Genomic DNA, 17,381 nt, shown 5'->3' on the forward strand with positions numbered 1-17,381 from the left:
CGAAATCTGTCCATTAAGCAAAAGATCGCCTTCGTCTTCCCTAAGGGTAGAACATGGGCGATCTTTTACTACTCTGAATATGAAAAACAGCCCATTATGTAACAATATCTCCCAAATTTCAGCTTTTTGTATAAAACCTCCAATAATCGCTATGAATTTGCTACACTAATAAAAAATGATCAATAAGAGGATGATGACGATGTCAGATCATAACGACCGCGATGAGCTCGCCGATCGCCGTCGCAATAAGCTGAAAGTGCTTCATTTTGATGCAAACGGCAAAGATTTAATTGAATCCGAGAAACCGGACGAAACTTTCGCTGATGTAGGCGGACTTGAAGAAGTGAAGAAAAAAATTCGCATGAACTTTATTTTGCCGCTGAAGCAGCCTGAGCTGTTTGCTGCCTATGGCAAAGAAGCGGGCGGAAGCCTGCTGCTGTACGGCCCTCCCGGCTGCGGCAAAACCTTTCTGGCTAGAGCGGTAGCCGGAGAGATTGATGCGAACTTCATGCACATTGAGCTGCAAGCTATTCTTGGCATGTACGTTGGGCAAAGCGAAAACAATTTGCACGATATTTTCGAGAAAGCGCGAGAAAATAAGCCCTGTGTCATCTTTATAGACGAGCTTGACGCGATGGGCGGCAGCCGCAACCAGATGCGTCAGCATCATGACCGCATCTTGGTCAATCAGCTGCTGATGGAGCTTGACGGGCTTCGCACGTTTAACGATCAAGTATTTGTCATTGGCGCGACGAACACGCCTTGGTACCTCGATTCAGCGCTGCGCAGGCCCGGTCGGTTTAACCATATGATCTTTGTACCGCCGCCGGAAGAAAACGAACGGGAATCGATTTTGCGGCTGAAGCTTGCAGGCAAACCGCTTGCGACGCTTGATCTGAGCAAAATATCAAAGGAAACAAAACATTTCTCAGGCGCTGATTTGGAGCAAATCGTGAAGGATGCCGTTGAAGAGGCCTTGGAGAGAACGCTGGAATCCGGTGTCATCGAGCCGATCTCGCAGGATGATTTGAAGAAAGCGTCCAAGCAGCGGAAAGCCACTACGCTTGACTGGTTTGCCACTGCCAAAAACTACGCAACCTTCAGTGATGTCAACCAAGACTATCAAATCGTACTCGATTATATGAAAAAAAACAGTTTGAAATAATCGACTAATAGCGAGGTAGGCATATCTATGATAGAGACGGCTATAAGCAGTCAGCGTTATGATCGCATTACACAGCTGATGCAGTGGAGCAAGTATAAAGAAGCATCCGAGGAGGCGCTCCAGCTTATTCGGGAAATGCCGGAAGATCCGGATGCCTACGCGCTGCTTGGACATGTATGCTTTCGAATGGAAAACTTTGACCACGCCCTTCGCTGGTCCGGCGAGGCGCTTAAGCGTGATCCGGAAAACGGGCTGGCATGGTTCGTTAGAGCCAATTCCTATTACGCGATGGAGCAGTGGGCCGATTCCTTGCAAGCAGTTGACGACGCACAGCGAATCGATCCCTATGAGCCGCACTATTTTTTCTTGCGCGCTAATATAAGCAACAAAAAAGGGAGATTTGAAGAAGCTAGAGACTACCTGTTGAAAGGTCTTGAGATTTCGCCTGAGAATCCGCTTTATCTGGCTAACCTAAGCTATAACGAAGCTCTGCTGCAAAATTTCCCCGAATCCAGACGGCTGTCGAACATCGCCTTGCGCCTTGAGGTAGAGTCGGATTTGGTTTATTTGTATCTGGCTTGGTCCGCCGAAAGGCGGAATGATTATGACGATTATCTGCTCATGCTCAAAAACGCCATCAGGCTAGATCCGGATAACAAGCAAATTCGCGAGGAATTTCTGAAAGGGCTCCAAAAAAATTATAAATTTTATCGTATTATGCTTCTGCCAGGCAATCTGATTAAGAAAATGAAGCCGTGGCAAATTTTCCTCAGCTGGATCTTTCTTTGGCTCTTGTTTAAACCGCTCGTCATCCTATTTATCGTCCTATATATCATTACCCACTGGGTTACCAAGCTTCTTGTTCATGTCAAAGTGTATGGCTGGACGCGCCGAAGATAAGCCGCACAATAGCAAAAAGACGTCTTTACGGCCTTCATGGACCGTATAAGACGTCTTTTCTTTTGTGATGCCTATTCTCGTGCTATTCCAATGCTTTGTCTAATCGTCCGATTGTAATGTAAGCTTGCTGGCGCGTATACGTGCCTTTTGGGCTGAAGTTTTTACTGTCCGTTCCTTTCATGATCCCGAACATAAATACAAAATCAACGCCCGGCTTCGCCCAGCTCGCGATGCTGCTGCTGTCAGCAAATGCCGAAGCATCTACTTCCGTTTCATAGCCCAGCACCTCTGCCGTATTCGTGAGCATAATAGCCGCTTCTTGTCTGGTGATGCTGCCGTTAGGATCAAACTTTCCATTTCCTTTGCCATTAACGATCCCCATCAAATTAGCAGCAATAACTTCTTTAATCGCTGTATCCGTGAATGGATTGTCGGCAAGGCTAACCTCATTTTCCAACAAGATTTCATCGATGGTTTGCCCTGTCTTGACCTCTAGCAGTTTAATAATGATTTTCGAAAAATCAGCTCGTGTAATTTTTTGTTTATAGTTTGTACGCAGCTCAGTCGGTACGAGCCCGGCAGCAATGGCTTCATCCACCTCAGCTTTTGCCCAAGCATCAGGCTGGTCCGTTGTAACCGCACCTTTTTCAGCCTTGAAATAATAAATCGTTGTATTCTCTGTTGCCTCATCCCATATGAACAATTCATAGTAAGGCAGCCCGTAAGAGAAATTCACGGTCACGGTCGTATTTGCCTTCAGGTCATTCGTTCTTACCTCTTTGCCATTAATCGTCCAAGGCAATTCGTTTCTGACCATAATACCGTCCTTCAAAATGTAGCCCGACACGCTAGCTTTCATATCAACCTTCGGCGTGAAAGTTAAAACTGTATTTTCCGGTACGATAGTAGCTGTAATTTCTAAATCCTTGTAAATATCTCCAAAATCGTCAAGTGTGATCTTTTCCTTTACTTCACCCGACTGTTTGGACACAGAAAACGTATAGTTTTCCTTAGGAATTTCGGCTGCTGCAGCCGGAATAGCGAATGAAACCGCCATTAAACATACTGTAAGCAAAAATACAAAAGCTTTGTTACCTTTCTTCATGCCTTAACCTCCAAATAAAATGAATAGTACTTCCAAATTAATAATTCAACAAAAGATCCAGCATTCCCTTTTTTCCCCTACATATTTCCAAACATTTATGGCTCAAAAATCAGGGTTGCGCTTTCATAGCGCAATTGTTATCATCATCCTAGCTTTGAGCACCAGCATAAAAACTCTATTAAAAAGGCGGTTAGTAAAATGGCACAGCCCTATGATTTGCCCCTTGATCAATTGCGGGAATATAAGCCGGCCCTGACGCGTCGAGCGGATTTTGATGATTTCTGGACCGCGACGCTAGCCGAATTAGCCGCAGTACCGCTTGCTTATGAGCGCTCTGAACTGAACTATCCGGTTAAAGGCTTAAAGGTTTACCGCGTGTTCTACCAAGGCTTTAATGATGCGAAAATCGAAGCGATTCTCGCTTTGCCCGAACAGGCGGAGCCGCTCCCGGGCATCGTCTCTTACCACGGCTATAATTGGTGCGTTGATGGGGATATTCATGATACGGTTAACCTTGCTTTGAAGGGCTATGCCGTACTGAAAATGTTCTGCCGAGGCCAGCATGGCGAGAGCGAGGACAATGTTGTTTCATCTAACGGCCATGTAGCCGGTTGGATGGCGAAGGGCATCCAGAACAAAGAGGAGTATTATTACCGGGCCGTCTACATGGATGCGGTGCGCGCCATTGAAGTATTAGCCGCTATGCCCGAGGTTGATGCCAGCCGAATCGCCGTAACCGGCGGCAGCCAAGGCGGGGCGATTACGCTGGCGGCAGCCGCCCTATCGGATGTGCCTAAGCTGGCGGTTGCCGATCACCCGTACCTCTCGCATTTTGAGCGCGCAATTGACGTGACGCCGCGCGGACCTTACAGCGAGTTGAACGACTACTTCCGCCGCCACTCCGGCAGCCCTTTGATCGAAGCTAACGCGAAGGACACGTTAACCTATTTCGATATTATGAATTTGGCTCCGCGCATTCGCTGCTACTCTTGGCTGACGATCGGGCTCGTCGACGATATTACGCCTCCATCCACCGTCTTTGCCGTTTACAACCATTTGGCATGCGAGAAGGACATCGCTGTCTATCGCTACTTCGGGCATGAGCTTGTGCCTGGCTCCATTGCGCCGCGCCTGCAATTATTTATAGATTATTTGCAAAAATAAAGCCGTAAAAACGCCAAAGGACACCTGTACACGCCCCCCGTGCGCAAGTGTCCTTTGTTATTACATCTGATGCTGCTGAATCAGGTCCCGCTTCAGCTCCCATAACGCTACGCTTAAATTAACGCGATACGCTTCAGCGTTCAGCTTGCGCAAATATTGCGGCCAAAACAGCTCGAACTGTCCGCTATGATAAGTGCGGATTTGCTCCAAGCTCGGAAGCTTGTACACTAATTCCCCCTGCATAAAAATCGGTTTTAAAAGCGGGATCGCTTCATAGCCTTCAATGTATTTGTGTATATAAGGATGAATGGGATCGAATAGCTTAATTCGTTCTCCCCTTGCGAGATGCTGTTCATCTCTAAGCGTAATATAATCCGCCTCCGCTTTCCCGGTTTGTGTATTAATTATTCGGTACAGCCCCTTGAAGCCTGGGGTCGATACCTTCTCCGGGTTAGCCGAAATTTTGATAACCGGCTCGTAGCCGCCGTTCTTCTCACGCGCGACCAACTTGTACACGCCGCCAAGCGAAGGCTGATCCGTAGCGGTAATTAGCTTCGTCCCTACGCCCCAGACATCAATCTTGGCTCCTTGTGATTTGAGATTAGCGATAATCGCTTCATCCAAGTCGTTAGAAGCAACGATTTGAACGTAAGGCAATCCCGCTTCATCCAGCATCTTACGCGCCATCTGCGACAAATACGCGAGATCGCCGCTATCAAGGCGGATGGCATTCATCCGTTTTCCTTGTTTCTCTAATTCATGGGCAATTTTAATGGCGTTCGGAACTCCGCTTTTGAGCGTATTATAAGTGTCAACCAGCAGCGTCACATAGTCAGGCAGCGAATTCGCATAAGCGCGGAACGCATCTTCCTCCGTGTCATGACCCTGTATCCAAGAGTGCGCATGCGTTCCTTTGGCAGGGATACCGAACAGCATGCCCGCTCGCATGTTGGATGTCGCATGAAAGCCTGCAATATAGGTAGCCCTTGCTCCCCAAATGGCGGCATCCGCCTCTTGCGCGCGCCTTGTCCCGAACTCAAGCAGCACATCATCCGGCGCCACCTGTTTAATCCGTGCAGCCTTCGTCGCAATCAGCGTCTGGTAGTTCATGACATTAAGAATCGCCGTTTCCACAAGCTGCGCTTCAAATATGCGCGCCTCCACGCATAGCAGCGGCTCGCCGGGAAAAACCAGCGTTCCTTCTTCCACCGAATAAATATTGCCCGTAAAACGAAACTCGCGCAGCGCATCCAGAAACTCCTCTTTGTAGTTCTCCTCCTGCGTGCGCAAATATGCAATTTCCTCATCGCCAAAATGGAGCGAGCGGATATAATCGACAATTCTCTCTAGTCCCGCAAATACGGCAAAGCCGTTGCCAAAAGGCAGCTTCCGGAATGAAGTTTCGAATACAGCCTTGTCATTCATCGTTCCTTGCAGAAAGTGCGCGTACATCATATTGATTTGATACTTATCGGTATGAAGTGTCAAATTCGTATAGCTCATCCCATTAACTCCCTTCCTTTAGTAATCTTTCCTTAAGTCGGATCGATCACTCTGAAACAACAAAAAATACGCCCGTGAGAACGTCATAGCCGTCTCCATGGCGCATTATGATTTCAGCTTTTGTCCGCCTGATAATTTTTGATTCGCTTTGCTGATTCGATCGATTCTCGTTTCAGCCTTCTTCGCCGATTCAATCCAGCTCACGCATTCTTTCTGACCTGAGTAGGCGTGGCTTGCCGCGACCTGCGATTTTTGCCCAAAATGCTCTTCCACGTCAAAAGGAACCGTTACATATGTCCAAGCCCCGACTGCTGCCGGCTTCACCAAAACCGCTTCAAAATCAAGGACTTTCATTTGAACCAGCCCTTCTCTTTAAAACGAGTAATCGCTTCAATGCGGTTGCTGACGTCAAGCTTATCGAGAATGACGGAAATATAGTTGCGGACCGTTCCCGTCGTAATGAACAGCTCGCTTGCAATTTCCTTCGTGTTCTTCCCGTCTGCAACGAGAACAAGCACTTCCTTCTCCCGCTCCGTTAACGGATTTTCCTGGCCGTATGCCTCATCCACCAGCTCGGAGGCGAAGATGCGCCGTCCCGCCATCACGCTGCGAATCGAATCGGCAAGCTCCTCGCTTGGGCTGTCCTTCAGCAAGTAGCCGCTCACGCCTGCTTTGAGCGCACGTTCAAAGTAGCCCGACCTTGCAAATGTCGTCAAAATGATGACCTTGCAGCCTTGCCCCTTAAGCTCCTCGGCAGCATCAAGCCCCGTCTTTGCCGGCATTTCAATATCCATAATACAAATGTCAGGCTTATGCTGATGAACTAAACTAATGGCGTCTTCTCCGTTGCTCGCTCTTCCGACGACCTTCATGTCCTCTTCCAAATCAAGCAGAGAAGAGAGGGCGCCAAGCAGCATGCGTTGGTCCTCGGCAATAACGATTCGAATCATAACCCTCAATCCCTTCGTTCGCAAAGCGTTAGTTTTGTTTAATGACATTCGGAACCCTTATCACGAGCTTTGCCCCGTCTTCATTGACGATATCGAGGCTGCCGTTTACGAATTCAAGCCGCTCCTTCATGCCTTGAAGGCCATGCCCGCCGTAATTTCGAGCCTCATCGGGAATACCGACGCCGTTGTCCTTTACCTTAAGCAAAAAGTCGGTGCGCGAGGATTCAATCGCAACCAAGCAAACCGTTGCTCCGCTATGCTTCACGACGTTCGTTACCGCTTCCTTCAAGCACATGCTGAGTACATTTTCGGTCAACAGATTCGTTTGTCCCAGCTTCAAATCGCCCTCAAGCTCGAACTCGATTTCGGCCGCCTTCAAAATCTGCTTTACCCGAAACATTTCGTCCTCAAGCCTTGTGCCGCGCATTTGCGTAACCATTTCCCGCACTTCCTTTAATGCCATTCTCGCCGTCTGGCGTACGTCATTAATTTCAGCTTGGGCCTGCGCCGGGTTTTTGACCATTAGCTTTCCTGCCAGATCGCTCTTTAAGCCGATGAGAGAAAGCTTTTGTCCAAGCGTATCATGCAAATCACGCGCGATCCGCTGTCTTTCCTCAAGCTTAACCAGCTCCGATATTCGCTTATTCGCATCCTCTAGCTGCCCTTCAAGCTGTCCCTGCTTATTCCGGCTGTACGTGTTGAAGGGAAGGAGAATAACGACGATAAGGCTGATCAGGATGAATGGGAACTGTGTGAAAAATAAGGAGTTTTGCGTGGCAAAGCCGTAATTGACCGTAACGAACGTACTTACGATATGAATCGTATACAGAGTGAAGAAGCCGGCTCGATTCTGAATATTGCCAATAAAGAAGGCCAAAAAAATCGAAAAATAGACGTAGCTGAACAACATCGTCATCGCAATCGATATGACGATTTGCACACTCGTCCAGAAGTATACGAGCCATCCTTTGGAAACGAAGGATAACCGATAGCAAATAAAGAACAGGATAATCATAATAATGCCGGATACGACCTCGTAAGGCGAGGAAGATCGGAATATAAAGTAAAAAGGCAAGATACAGAAGACTACCCATACATAAGGGCTCAGACCTGTATTTTTATGAAAAATCTGATACCACTTGTTCATGGTCGTCCACCCTTTTTTTGTGCCATGCTTTGATTGCGATTGTTGTTGCCTTCATTTTATCATATACGTTTGTACAAGTATTTATTTTCCTTGCAAACCATAAACGCCAGAAGCCAGCCTTTTACGGCATGGCTTCTGTGAGTCGATGCTATATCACGGTCTAAACTTCAAGCTTGGGACGCGTTGTTTTGAGCTTCTCAGAAGCCTTTTCCATTTTCCGAAGACGCTGCTTGATCCCTTTGAAGCTGACGAATTTTTTGTCCGTTTCATCCCAAAGGCGGAATTGAAGCGACTCCAAGCTCTCGCTAATCGTAATGGTCGTCGCTTTGTGAAGCGGCGGCGTCGCATTATGCGCCTTCTCCAAGTTATAATTCGGCACTTTCGGGCTCAAATGATGAACATGGTGGAAGCCGATGTTTCCCGTGATCCATTGCAGCACTTTTGGCAGCTTATAGTACGAGCTTCCATCAACGGCTGCTTTCACATAGCTCCACTCGTCTTCATTTTCAAAATAGGAATCCTCGAATTGATGCTGCACATAGAACAACCAGATGCCGAGCAGTCCCGAGACGAAGAACACAGGACCCTGCACAAGCAGAAACGCTTGCCAGCCGATCGCCCAAATAAGCAAAGCATACACGCCAACGATCAATGCATTCGTTAAATAAGTATTCATCTTTTCTTTGCGACGTGCGCCTTTTACGTTAAAACGGTATTGAATAAGGAATACGCCGATTGGACCTAGTCCAAACATGACGAGCGGGTGGCGGTACATGCGATAAGCGATGCGGCGCATAAGCGGCGCTGCAGCATATTCTTCAACCGTTAGAATCCACAAATCGCCAACGCCGCGTTTATCGAGATTGCTGCTCGTTGCGTGATGAATGGAATGGGAATTTTTCCACTGTCTATAAGGAACAAGCGTAATAACGCCCGTAATGGTACCAATGATGTCATTTGCCTTTTTGCTCTTGAAGAACGAGCCGTGGCAGCAGTCATGGAAGATGATGAATGTCCGAATCACAAAACCGGAAGTAAGCAGCACCAGAGGAACCGTAAGCCAGTACGATATCGAGAGACTATAGTAAGCGGCATACCAGAGCAGAACAAGCGGCACTAAGGTGTTAATAAGCTGTCTGATGCTCGACTTTAAATCCGTTTTCTCAAATGGGGCAACTTCTTTCTTCAGGTGAGCATGTTTCGGCTCTGTCATCGCATTCTTCCTCCTCAATATGACGCTTGGAGAGTATCCCGGACGTCTAACGCAGTATTCTAACTTTATTGTAAAGAAAAGTGTCAGGTCATCACAGTCATAAACGTCAATACGAGGACATGACAAATGTCATATAGCGAGCTGGAAAGTTACCGGATTAATGTATCAAGTCCCAGAAAACAACAAAAAAGAGCTGTCCGAAAGAAGCTGCGCTTCTTCCAGATAGCCCTTTAACATCATTTTGGATTAAATTGCCCAATTTCCTTTACGGAAGATCGGTACAACCTTGCCGTCCTTCGTAATGCCGTCGATATCCATCTCGGCGGAGCCGATCATGAAATCGTTATGCGTAAGGCTCGCGTTGACGCCGTGCGCTTCAAGCTCTTCCGGGGACATCGTCTTGCCGCCCTCAATGTTGAAGGCATAGCCGCTGCCGATTGCAAGGTGATTCGAAGCGTTCTCGTCAAACAGCGTGTTATAGAACAAAATGTTAGACTGTGAAATCGGCGACTCATGCGGTACGAGCGCGACTTCGCCAAGATAATGCGAGCCCTCGTCGATATCGATCAGCTGCTGCAATATCTCTTGCCCTTCCTCGGCCTCAACCTTCACGATGCGGCCATTCTCGAACGTCAGCTTGAAGCGGTCAATAATGTTGCCGCCGTAGCTTAATGGCTTGGTGCTTGAAACATAACCGTTCACGCCCGTTTTGAGAGGTACGGTAAATACTTCTTCCGTAGGCATGTTCGCCATGAACGGAACGTTGTCTACGTTCGTGCTGCCCGCAGCGACCCAAATATGCGTCTCAGCCAATTCAATCGTAAGATCAGTGCCCGGAGCGGTGTAATGCAATTTTTGGAAACGGTTCTGGTTAAGCGTCTCGCCTTTGCTATGTAGGTTCGCGTTATGCTCTTCCCATGCTTTGACCGGATCAGCCGTATGCAGCCTGACGGAATCAAAGATTGCCTTCCACAGAAGCTCAACCGCTTCCTCTTCTCCTGCTTTAGGGAATACTTTTGTTGCCCATTGCTTGCTGGCAGCCGCAACGACGGTCCAGCTTACTTTGTCAGACTGAATCGCTCTGCGGAATTCTTTTAGCCCTTGGCCCGAAGCCTTCTGGAAGCTCGAGATACGGCCCGAATCGATTCCTTTCAGCAAATCAGGGCTTGAGGAAACGATGGAAATAAATGCTGCGCCGCGCTCCACGAACGAATTGCGCTTGCCTGTCTCCCATTCCGGGAACCGCGTGAACACTTCATCCGCCGCTTTCTCATATTTCAATCTGGACAAGGAATCATCTGTCCAATCCACATGCACATTGCTCGCGCCTGCTGCATATGCTTTGCTTGCGACAAGCCGAACGAGCGCCGCATTATCGACAGCTCCCGTTATGAACACCTCTTGTCCTTGCTGTACGTTCACGCCGATCTTAACGATTAGTTCCGCATACTTATCTAAATGATTTTCAAATCCGCTCATCATTCATAATCTCCCTTCCATGATAACGACTAGGTACTCGGTAAATCCATGCTATAACCTAAATTGTATCGAATGAAGAAGCCTATAGTCAAATCACGCAAAGTAGAGCAGCATAAACAAAGATCGTCCTCCAGACTTGCCGGAGAACGATCCTTATTAAAGCTTCTGTTAAATTGCTATTCCACGGCCGTCCATATCATTTTGGCAATTTCGGCGCGCGTTACATTCGCTTTTGGCTCAAACCGGTTGCCTCCCTTGCCGTTAACAAGTCCGAGCGCTTGCGCTGCTTCAATGGACTCCCGTGCCCAATTCGAAGCTAATGCAATATCGTCGAATGCTTTGCCAGCAGGGGCTGCTGCGCTTGCAGGGTTCACATACGCATAAACTCTCATTAAAATCGCTGCTGCTTCTTCGCGTGTAATCGCGGCATCCGGTCTAAATTTACCTTGATCGCCCGTTACCAGCCCAAGCTCAGAAGCTTTATTGACATACGCCGCATAATATTTGCCGGAAGCAACATCTGTGAACGCATTTGCTTCAGCTTTCGCATCGAGGAAGCCCAGCGCCTTCACTGCAATAACCGCAAAGTCTGCACGCGTTATCACTTTGCTTGGCGCATAACGATTCGCATCGAAGCCGGTAACCGCATGTTTGGCTGCCAATTTCGAGATGAATGGCTCTGCCCAGTGTCCGATTACATCCGTAAACGTTTTGCGATATTCAAGAATTGCATAATGAGAGAAATGATTCGTTACAAAGGTTACTATGTTGCCTTCAAACGTACTTGGCACATATTCTGATGTGCTGCCGTTTAAGTAATACACACCGGCATAATCAATATCAAATGCCTTTAGCTCGTCCGAGGAGAGCGTGCGTGTTACCTTAACCGGTTGATTAAAGTGATGAACGGTTTCAGCGGTGCCGCTGCTGTTTACGCTCTTCAGCTCCAGCGTATAGACAAGCCCGGTCGCAGCAAGGCTCTTGTTTTGTTCTACAGCCGCTCCTGTCGCCGAGGTCGTCTCATCCGTCGCTTTGACGTTCATGATCAATTGTATGCTGCTCGCTTGTACGGCAGCTTCCGGAAGCGCTCCGGCTGGCAAATCCAGCGTTACGGTTCTGGAAACGATACGAATGGGATGCGAGCTTTGCTGCAGTGCTCGAACACCCTCTCCGGCAAGCTCAAGCAAGCTAGCTCCAGCCGATGCTGGCGAAGCGAGTCTCACTTCAATGACCGCGTTTGCCGCTGCGCTGCTAATCGCTTTCTGAATCGCTTCTTTGTATAGCTTAAAGCTGCCGTCCTTGCTTGCTTCAAGCTCAATAACAGCTTGAGTCCCACCGCCTGGTTTAGGTGTTGGCGACGGTGATGGCGTTGGCGTCGGCGACGGCGTTGGTTCGCCTGGATCGGGATTTGATGCGCCTGTAGAGAAGCGCCAAACGTCCGAGAGCGCTAAACCGCTATGCTCATCCTCAGCTACCGCATACCATTCATATTCGGAATTAGAGTCCAAACCGCTCCATAATGCCGATGCTTCCGTACCGCTTTCAGCGTTTACTGTCTCTCCAATTTGGTTGCCCGTATAGACGCGTACGCCAAAATAGTCCGTTGCAACACGTTTGGTCGTTGCGCCTAGATCCAGATCAAGCGAGAATTCATCCTTGCCAGGAAATTCTTTAGGATCGTAGTAATTGTAATCATCAAGCGTAGGTGAATAAGTCTTAATATGCAGCTTGTTATTTTTCATATCAAATTGCATCAGTCTCATATAACCAAGACCGCCATCCTCTGCGCCTTGATAATCAGCAAGCATTTGATACACCGTACGGTCAGCTACACCGTCGCCGTTATCGTCAATCGCATCCGACTTCAGCTCGGCATCGTGATAGTGGCCCGATAGCGTAGCGAATACGTTTTTGTTAGGAAGAACAACCCGCTCATACACCTTGTCAGCGATTGGCGCGCGGTTGCCCGATACAAGCAGATATTCATGGAAAGCCAATATCGCCTTGCGGTTCGGGTATTGCTTCACGATCTTGTCCATCCATTCGATTTCAACATCGCCAAGGCCCCAGCCCATATAGACGATGATAAAATCGTTTCCGCCTGCCGATACCAAATCATAATGCCCCATGTTGTTCTTATAAGAGCCGCCGAACGTTGGCTGGTCCTTGAAGCGGTCCTCGCCAAACCATTTCCAGTAGTCTAAGTAAGAGCCTTTCTGATGATCAACGTCATGGTTGCCGGCTAATACGCCGTAAGGAATTTTTGCGTCATCAAGCACCTTCATGTTTTTATCCGCTTCAATCCACTGATATTCCTTGTCCGATTCATCTACGATGTCACCGGTATGGATGACGTATTTGATTTTGTTATCAGCCAAATGATCGCGAATCCAAGCTACATTGTCGCGGTAATATTGGAAATAAGTCTCGGAATAATATTGCGTGTCTGACATCCAGACGAAAGAGAAATCATACGGATCGTCAGATTCCGCTACCTGATCCTGCACCATGACCTGAATGCTGTTTCCATTTCTAAATTGGCCAGCCTTCACCTCAGCGCCAAGCTCAAAATCCTCGTTGCCCGCTACGACCGTATCCAGCATCTCCCACTTCCCAGCAGAAGCGCTCCATGCATACAAGCTGACTTTCCGGCCTTCAAGCGATTTACCCTTCCAGCTGATTTCAACCAGATCCGAATCGACGACCGAATGATCCAGCGTAATCTCAAAGCGCTGATACGGGAATTGCTCTACCGAGTCGTCTACTAAGTATTGTCCGTCGATCTTGCCAATTGCCTTATAGTCCTCTTCTGCAAAAGCTTTCTCTCCGGCAGGCGCCATCTCCTTCGGCGGCTCAACATCCGCTGCGTTGCGATATGCTTTGAAGCCGGCCTTTGCGTTCGCATCATATTTGAAGCCTTGGAAGAACAGAACCTTCATGCTGTCACCCAGCGGATCCTTCACGTTGACCGACAGCTTGACCGAGTTGCCCAGATCAGCTGCATCCTGCTGAGGCGAAACGAGCTCTGGCGCAAGCGGATTTTCATCCGGCACCGTAAAATTCACCTTAGCGGCAGCTGTATTCCCAACCTGATCCGCAGCCGTTACTTCAAGCGTGTGCGCTCCCTGCGCAAGCTTAGCGGAAGACGTCGGGAAAGGCAGCTCGATTATTTTGCCGTCAAGCATGGCTTTCGTTTCCTTTACTCCTGCAATCGCATCGCTAACGTCTGCGTCAATTACGAATGAACCGCGATAGTCGTTCCCCTCTGTTAATGACGGCTTGATCACAGGAGCGGTATTATCGACCTTCACCTTGCGGCTAATCGTACCCGCTGCATTATGGCTGAGCGCAATCGTATGCTCGCCATCCGCCGTTTCTTTCGTGTCCCATTTGTAAGCTTTTGCATTCAGCTTTGCATCCGGAATCGCAAATTTAAAATCAACAAATTCATGCTTGCCCGCGCTGTCGCCCATTTTAATAGAAGCGGTCTTGCTTGCGAAGGCAGGATCATAAATTTCAGTGCCGTCCGCAAGCACGAGGCGAACATTGCGCACCTCAAAGTCATCCTTATTCTCATCCGGACGATCATCGAACGGTCCTGATTTGGAGCCCGCGTAAATGGACAATACATTCTCGCCTAGCTTAAGACGGTCCGCGGAGATTGGAACGGACAATGTAGACCAAGACGGGATAGGATCAAGGAAGGTATGCAAAATTTCCTTGTTTTGAACAACCGCGTTTTTGAAATAATAATCCGCGCCTTGCACCTCGAAAGCAAAGTACGCATCTCGTTCCACGGCGTTGTAAGTGTCCGTATTTAATGCCTTGCCGTCAATGGATAGCGTAAGCTCGTCGGCTGCAGCTGCCTCAGCTGTTCCCCGCAAAATTTTGGTGCCTGCAAGGATATCCTCTTTCGATACGTTGAGCCGCAGATCCGAACGATCCGCCCCGCCAAGAATAGTTACTCGCTTTGGATGGGTCGTTACCGTATTCGTACCGTCGGATACCTCAAAATAATAGTCCATATATTTGCGGCCAATAAGCTCCGGTGAGAACAACGTGTGATGATACAAGCTGTCATCATAGCTTTTGGTCAAATAACGTTTGGTATAGTCCGTTTGAATATCGGATTTATAATGCAGAAGGACGGTCTTCACGGATTGCTCGTCCTTTGCGTCGCCTATTATTTCAAGTGACTTGGATTGGTCGACCTCAGCCGCCGCCGTTAAATCATCAATCGTAGGCGGTATAAGATCCGCCACAACATGAACCGGCTCAGCCGGAGCTTGCCCTGCAAGAATACTGCCTGGCGTCGCTGCCGTGCGGCCAGGACTGTATTTGATCATCGTCGTGGTGCCGTCTGCCGGATATTTATAAAAAATGCCTCTATCCGCTTTCGTTTCTTCGTCGTTATCGTAATAAGCAGCCGTTATTTCTATTCCGCTGTTCGTTGAAATGACGATCGCGCGTTTTCCGCCATTCGCCATGCCATCGCTGTAAAGCTTGAATAGATTAACCCCTTCCACAAGCTGCGTGCCGCCATAATTGGCATTAAAGCTAGCCGCTGTCGCAGCGGTATTGTAGCTATTAATGACCCAGAATACGGCCGTCTCCCGAGCCGGAATAATGATATCTTCATTAGCGGTTGGCCAAATGACATCTGCCGAAGGGCCGGAATCGGTATAGCGGTAGCGTATTTTGTAATCCTTCAAATGGATAGGAGCATCGGTGTTATTGTATACCTCCGCGAATTCATATCCGTCTCCGCCGCCAATATTAGTCGAGTCTGGCACAAGCTCTGTCAATAGCAGCGCCGGAGCCTTCTGCGAGTCAAACTTCTCCGTATTTACGGTTACCGGATACTCGGCGGTCGTTGCTTTATGAACGCCGTCGCTGGCTTCAATATAATAAAGCATCGTAGCTTCCGTAATCGCTGAATGAGGAATAAGTGCCTTATAGCTGCCAGCCGTGTACGAAAGCGGAGCCGCCGTGAATTGCTGCTGTGAAACCGTCTTGTAATAAATAGAGGCCTGAAGCGCCTCCGGCTTCTCGTCCGTTATGGCAGCGGAAACTTGGATGCCGCCTTCAATCTTAGCGTAGCTTACCGATGAGACAACCGGCGCAGCATCAACCGTCTCCGGCAATTTCACCGTTTCAGCCGGAAGCTGCTCTAAAGTATTGGTGCCCGGCGTTGCAGCCAGCTTCCCTGGCTGGTCCATCATTCGCATCTGCTTGCTTCCATCAATCGGATAAGCATAAAAAATGCCTTTGTCGGCAACGGTTTGCTCATCGTTTTGGTAGGATGCGACGGCAATATCGACGCCGCTGCCGTCTTTTATAACCAAATCCCTAGCTGATCCGTTTGCCATGCCGTCATACGTTTGCGTAGGAAACAGCGTTTTGTTCGGGACGAGCACTGTTCCAAACAAGGCATTGAAATCATCTGCGGTGTAGCTGCCGTTGAACTTGTTCTTCACCCAAATGACGATCGCTTGGCGTGATGGGATAAGCGCGGCATCCGCCGTTTCGAGCGCCCATGCCACATCGGCGCTTGGGCCTTTGTCCGGGTAACGGTAGGCTAAGCTGTATGTTTTGAAATCAATCGTTTGATCGGTATTGTTATAAATCTCAATGAATTCAAATGCGTCGCTTCCGCCGCTATCCGGCACGTTTGTGCTATCGGGCAGCAGCTCCGTAATAAGAAGCGAAGGAACTTTGCTGTAATCAAAAACGTTCGTTTTCACCGTTACTTGATAGATCGAGGTTTTCGACGTCTCAACGCCATCCGATGCCTCGATATAGTAGTTCAACTGCGACTCGGTCAGCTTTTCTTTTGAAATGACTGCTTGGAAGCTGCCGTTCTCGCTTGTCATCGCCTGCTGCGTAAAAGCAGCATCCGAGCTGTTCTTATAATACACGCTAGCAGTTACCGTAGCGCCGGATGATACCGTGATTTGCGCGGAAACCGTCAAATCGCTCTCATACGTTGCGTTCGTTACTGCCGTGTGCGTAATGACCGGAGGCAAATGAGGCTCGCCCGGAACCTGAGCGGGGTCGACGACACCCGGTGTTGCCGCCAGCTCGCCTGCTCTTGCCATCATGACCATATTTACGCTTCCATCCGTAGGATACGAGTAGAAGATCCCTTTGTTTTCTTTCGTTTGATCATCATTCTGATAGGAGGCGATTGATATGATGTTGTTTGCCTTATCCTTGATAATCAAGTCGCGAGGCGCACTGTTGCTCATGCCGCCGTCCGTTTTCATCTCGAATACATTTACATTCTCCGCCAAGGATGAGCCATAGTTCGCATTGAACTGGCTTACGGTAAGAGCTGGATTTAGCTCATATATCGTTTTGCCCTTCACCCAAAAAACAACCGGCTTATGAGAAGGTATCATCACTTCTTTGTCCGTTGACAACGTCCAAGGAATGTTCTGCTCGACATTGGAAGAATCAAAATAGTGATAGATCAGGTTATAATCCTTAAAATTAATCGGCTGATCCGTATTGTTATAAAGCTCGATAAACTCATAAGCGTCCGCGCCGCCCGCATTTTTCGAATCAGGCACCAGCTCTGTAATCATAAGAGCAGGACCGTTCGCTGCTTCTATCGTCTGCGGCTGTGTCAAAGCTTCTTCCGCAAAGCTTGGCTGCGCTAGCGCTCCGAATAACATGGTCGTTAGCGTCACTGCCGATATCCATTTTTTTATCCGTCTAGGCATTGCTTTCACTTGGATAACACGCTCCTCAAG

11 protein-coding genes are annotated in these 17,381 nt (G+C 48.4%); 3 read left to right on the forward strand and 8 right to left on the reverse strand.

Annotation, left to right across the window (positions count from 1 at the left end):
- Positions 1 to 199: 199 nt before the first annotated feature.
- Complete coding sequence (locus A7975_RS30360; RefSeq protein ID WP_065387622.1) at positions 200 to 1,165, forward strand: ATP-binding protein; 966 nt, start codon at positions 200 to 202, stop codon at positions 1,163 to 1,165.
- 27 nt (positions 1,166 to 1,192) lie between these two features.
- Positions 1,193 to 2,065 (forward strand): tetratricopeptide repeat protein, encoded by an 873-nt coding sequence (locus A7975_RS30365; RefSeq protein WP_065387623.1) that lies wholly within the window; start codon positions 1,193 to 1,195, stop codon positions 2,063 to 2,065.
- Between the two features lie 82 nt (positions 2,066 to 2,147).
- On the opposite strand, the gene A7975_RS30370 is transcribed toward A7975_RS30365, so the two are convergent.
- Positions 2,148 to 3,170 carry an S-layer homology domain-containing protein gene (locus A7975_RS30370; protein ID WP_065387624.1) on the reverse strand — a complete coding sequence of 341 codons (1,023 nt, stop codon included), beginning with the start codon at positions 3,168 to 3,170 and terminating at the stop codon, positions 2,148 to 2,150.
- A 198-nt stretch (positions 3,171 to 3,368) separates the two neighbouring features.
- Here A7975_RS30370 and A7975_RS30375 point away from each other — a divergent pair, with 198 nt between their 5' ends.
- On the forward strand, positions 3,369 to 4,334 hold the full coding sequence (locus tag A7975_RS30375) for an acetylxylan esterase (protein WP_065387625.1): 966 nt from the start codon (positions 3,369 to 3,371) through the stop codon (positions 4,332 to 4,334).
- A gap of 60 nt (positions 4,335 to 4,394) precedes the next feature.
- Here the strand turns inward: A7975_RS30375 and A7975_RS30380 are convergent, their stop codons facing one another.
- From A7975_RS30380 to A7975_RS30410, 7 genes are all read right to left on the reverse strand, one after another.
- Positions 4,395 to 5,837 carry a nicotinate phosphoribosyltransferase gene (locus A7975_RS30380; RefSeq protein WP_065387626.1) on the reverse strand — a complete coding sequence of 481 codons (1,443 nt, stop codon included), beginning with the start codon at positions 5,835 to 5,837 and terminating at the stop codon, positions 4,395 to 4,397.
- Positions 5,838 to 5,942: 105 nt separating this feature from the next.
- Entirely contained in the window at positions 5,943 to 6,191 is a 249-nt protein-coding gene (locus A7975_RS30385) for a YdeI/OmpD-associated family protein (protein WP_065387627.1), read from the reverse strand.
- Positions 6,188 to 6,787: a response regulator transcription factor gene (locus A7975_RS30390; RefSeq protein WP_053374130.1), complete on the reverse strand. Its 600-nt coding sequence runs from the start codon at positions 6,785 to 6,787 to the stop codon at positions 6,188 to 6,190. Before A7975_RS30390 ends, A7975_RS30385 begins: the two co-directional genes overlap by 4 nt.
- A gap of 28 nt (positions 6,788 to 6,815) precedes the next feature.
- Positions 6,816 to 7,934 carry a sensor histidine kinase gene (locus tag A7975_RS30395; protein WP_053374129.1) on the reverse strand — a complete coding sequence of 373 codons (1,119 nt, stop codon included), beginning with the start codon at positions 7,932 to 7,934 and terminating at the stop codon, positions 6,816 to 6,818.
- Between the two features lie 160 nt (positions 7,935 to 8,094).
- A complete protein-coding gene (gene desA, locus A7975_RS30400) occupies positions 8,095 to 9,147 on the reverse strand; it encodes a Delta(5) desaturase DesA (protein ID WP_053374128.1) in 1,053 nt (350 codons plus the stop codon).
- Positions 9,148 to 9,393: 246 nt separating this feature from the next.
- Positions 9,394 to 10,626 (reverse strand): aminopeptidase, encoded by a 1,233-nt coding sequence (locus tag A7975_RS30405; RefSeq protein ID WP_176707846.1) that lies wholly within the window; start codon positions 10,624 to 10,626, stop codon positions 9,394 to 9,396.
- Positions 10,627 to 10,802: 176 nt separating this feature from the next.
- Positions 10,803 to 17,351 carry an S-layer homology domain-containing protein gene (locus A7975_RS30410; protein WP_255314618.1) on the reverse strand — a complete coding sequence of 2,183 codons (6,549 nt, stop codon included), beginning with the start codon at positions 17,349 to 17,351 and terminating at the stop codon, positions 10,803 to 10,805.
- Between the last annotated feature and the right edge of the window lie 30 nt (positions 17,352 to 17,381).

The organism is Bacillus sp. FJAT-26390 (assembly GCF_001682865.1).
Classification (GTDB): Bacteria; Bacillota; Bacilli; order Paenibacillales; family Paenibacillaceae; genus Pristimantibacillus.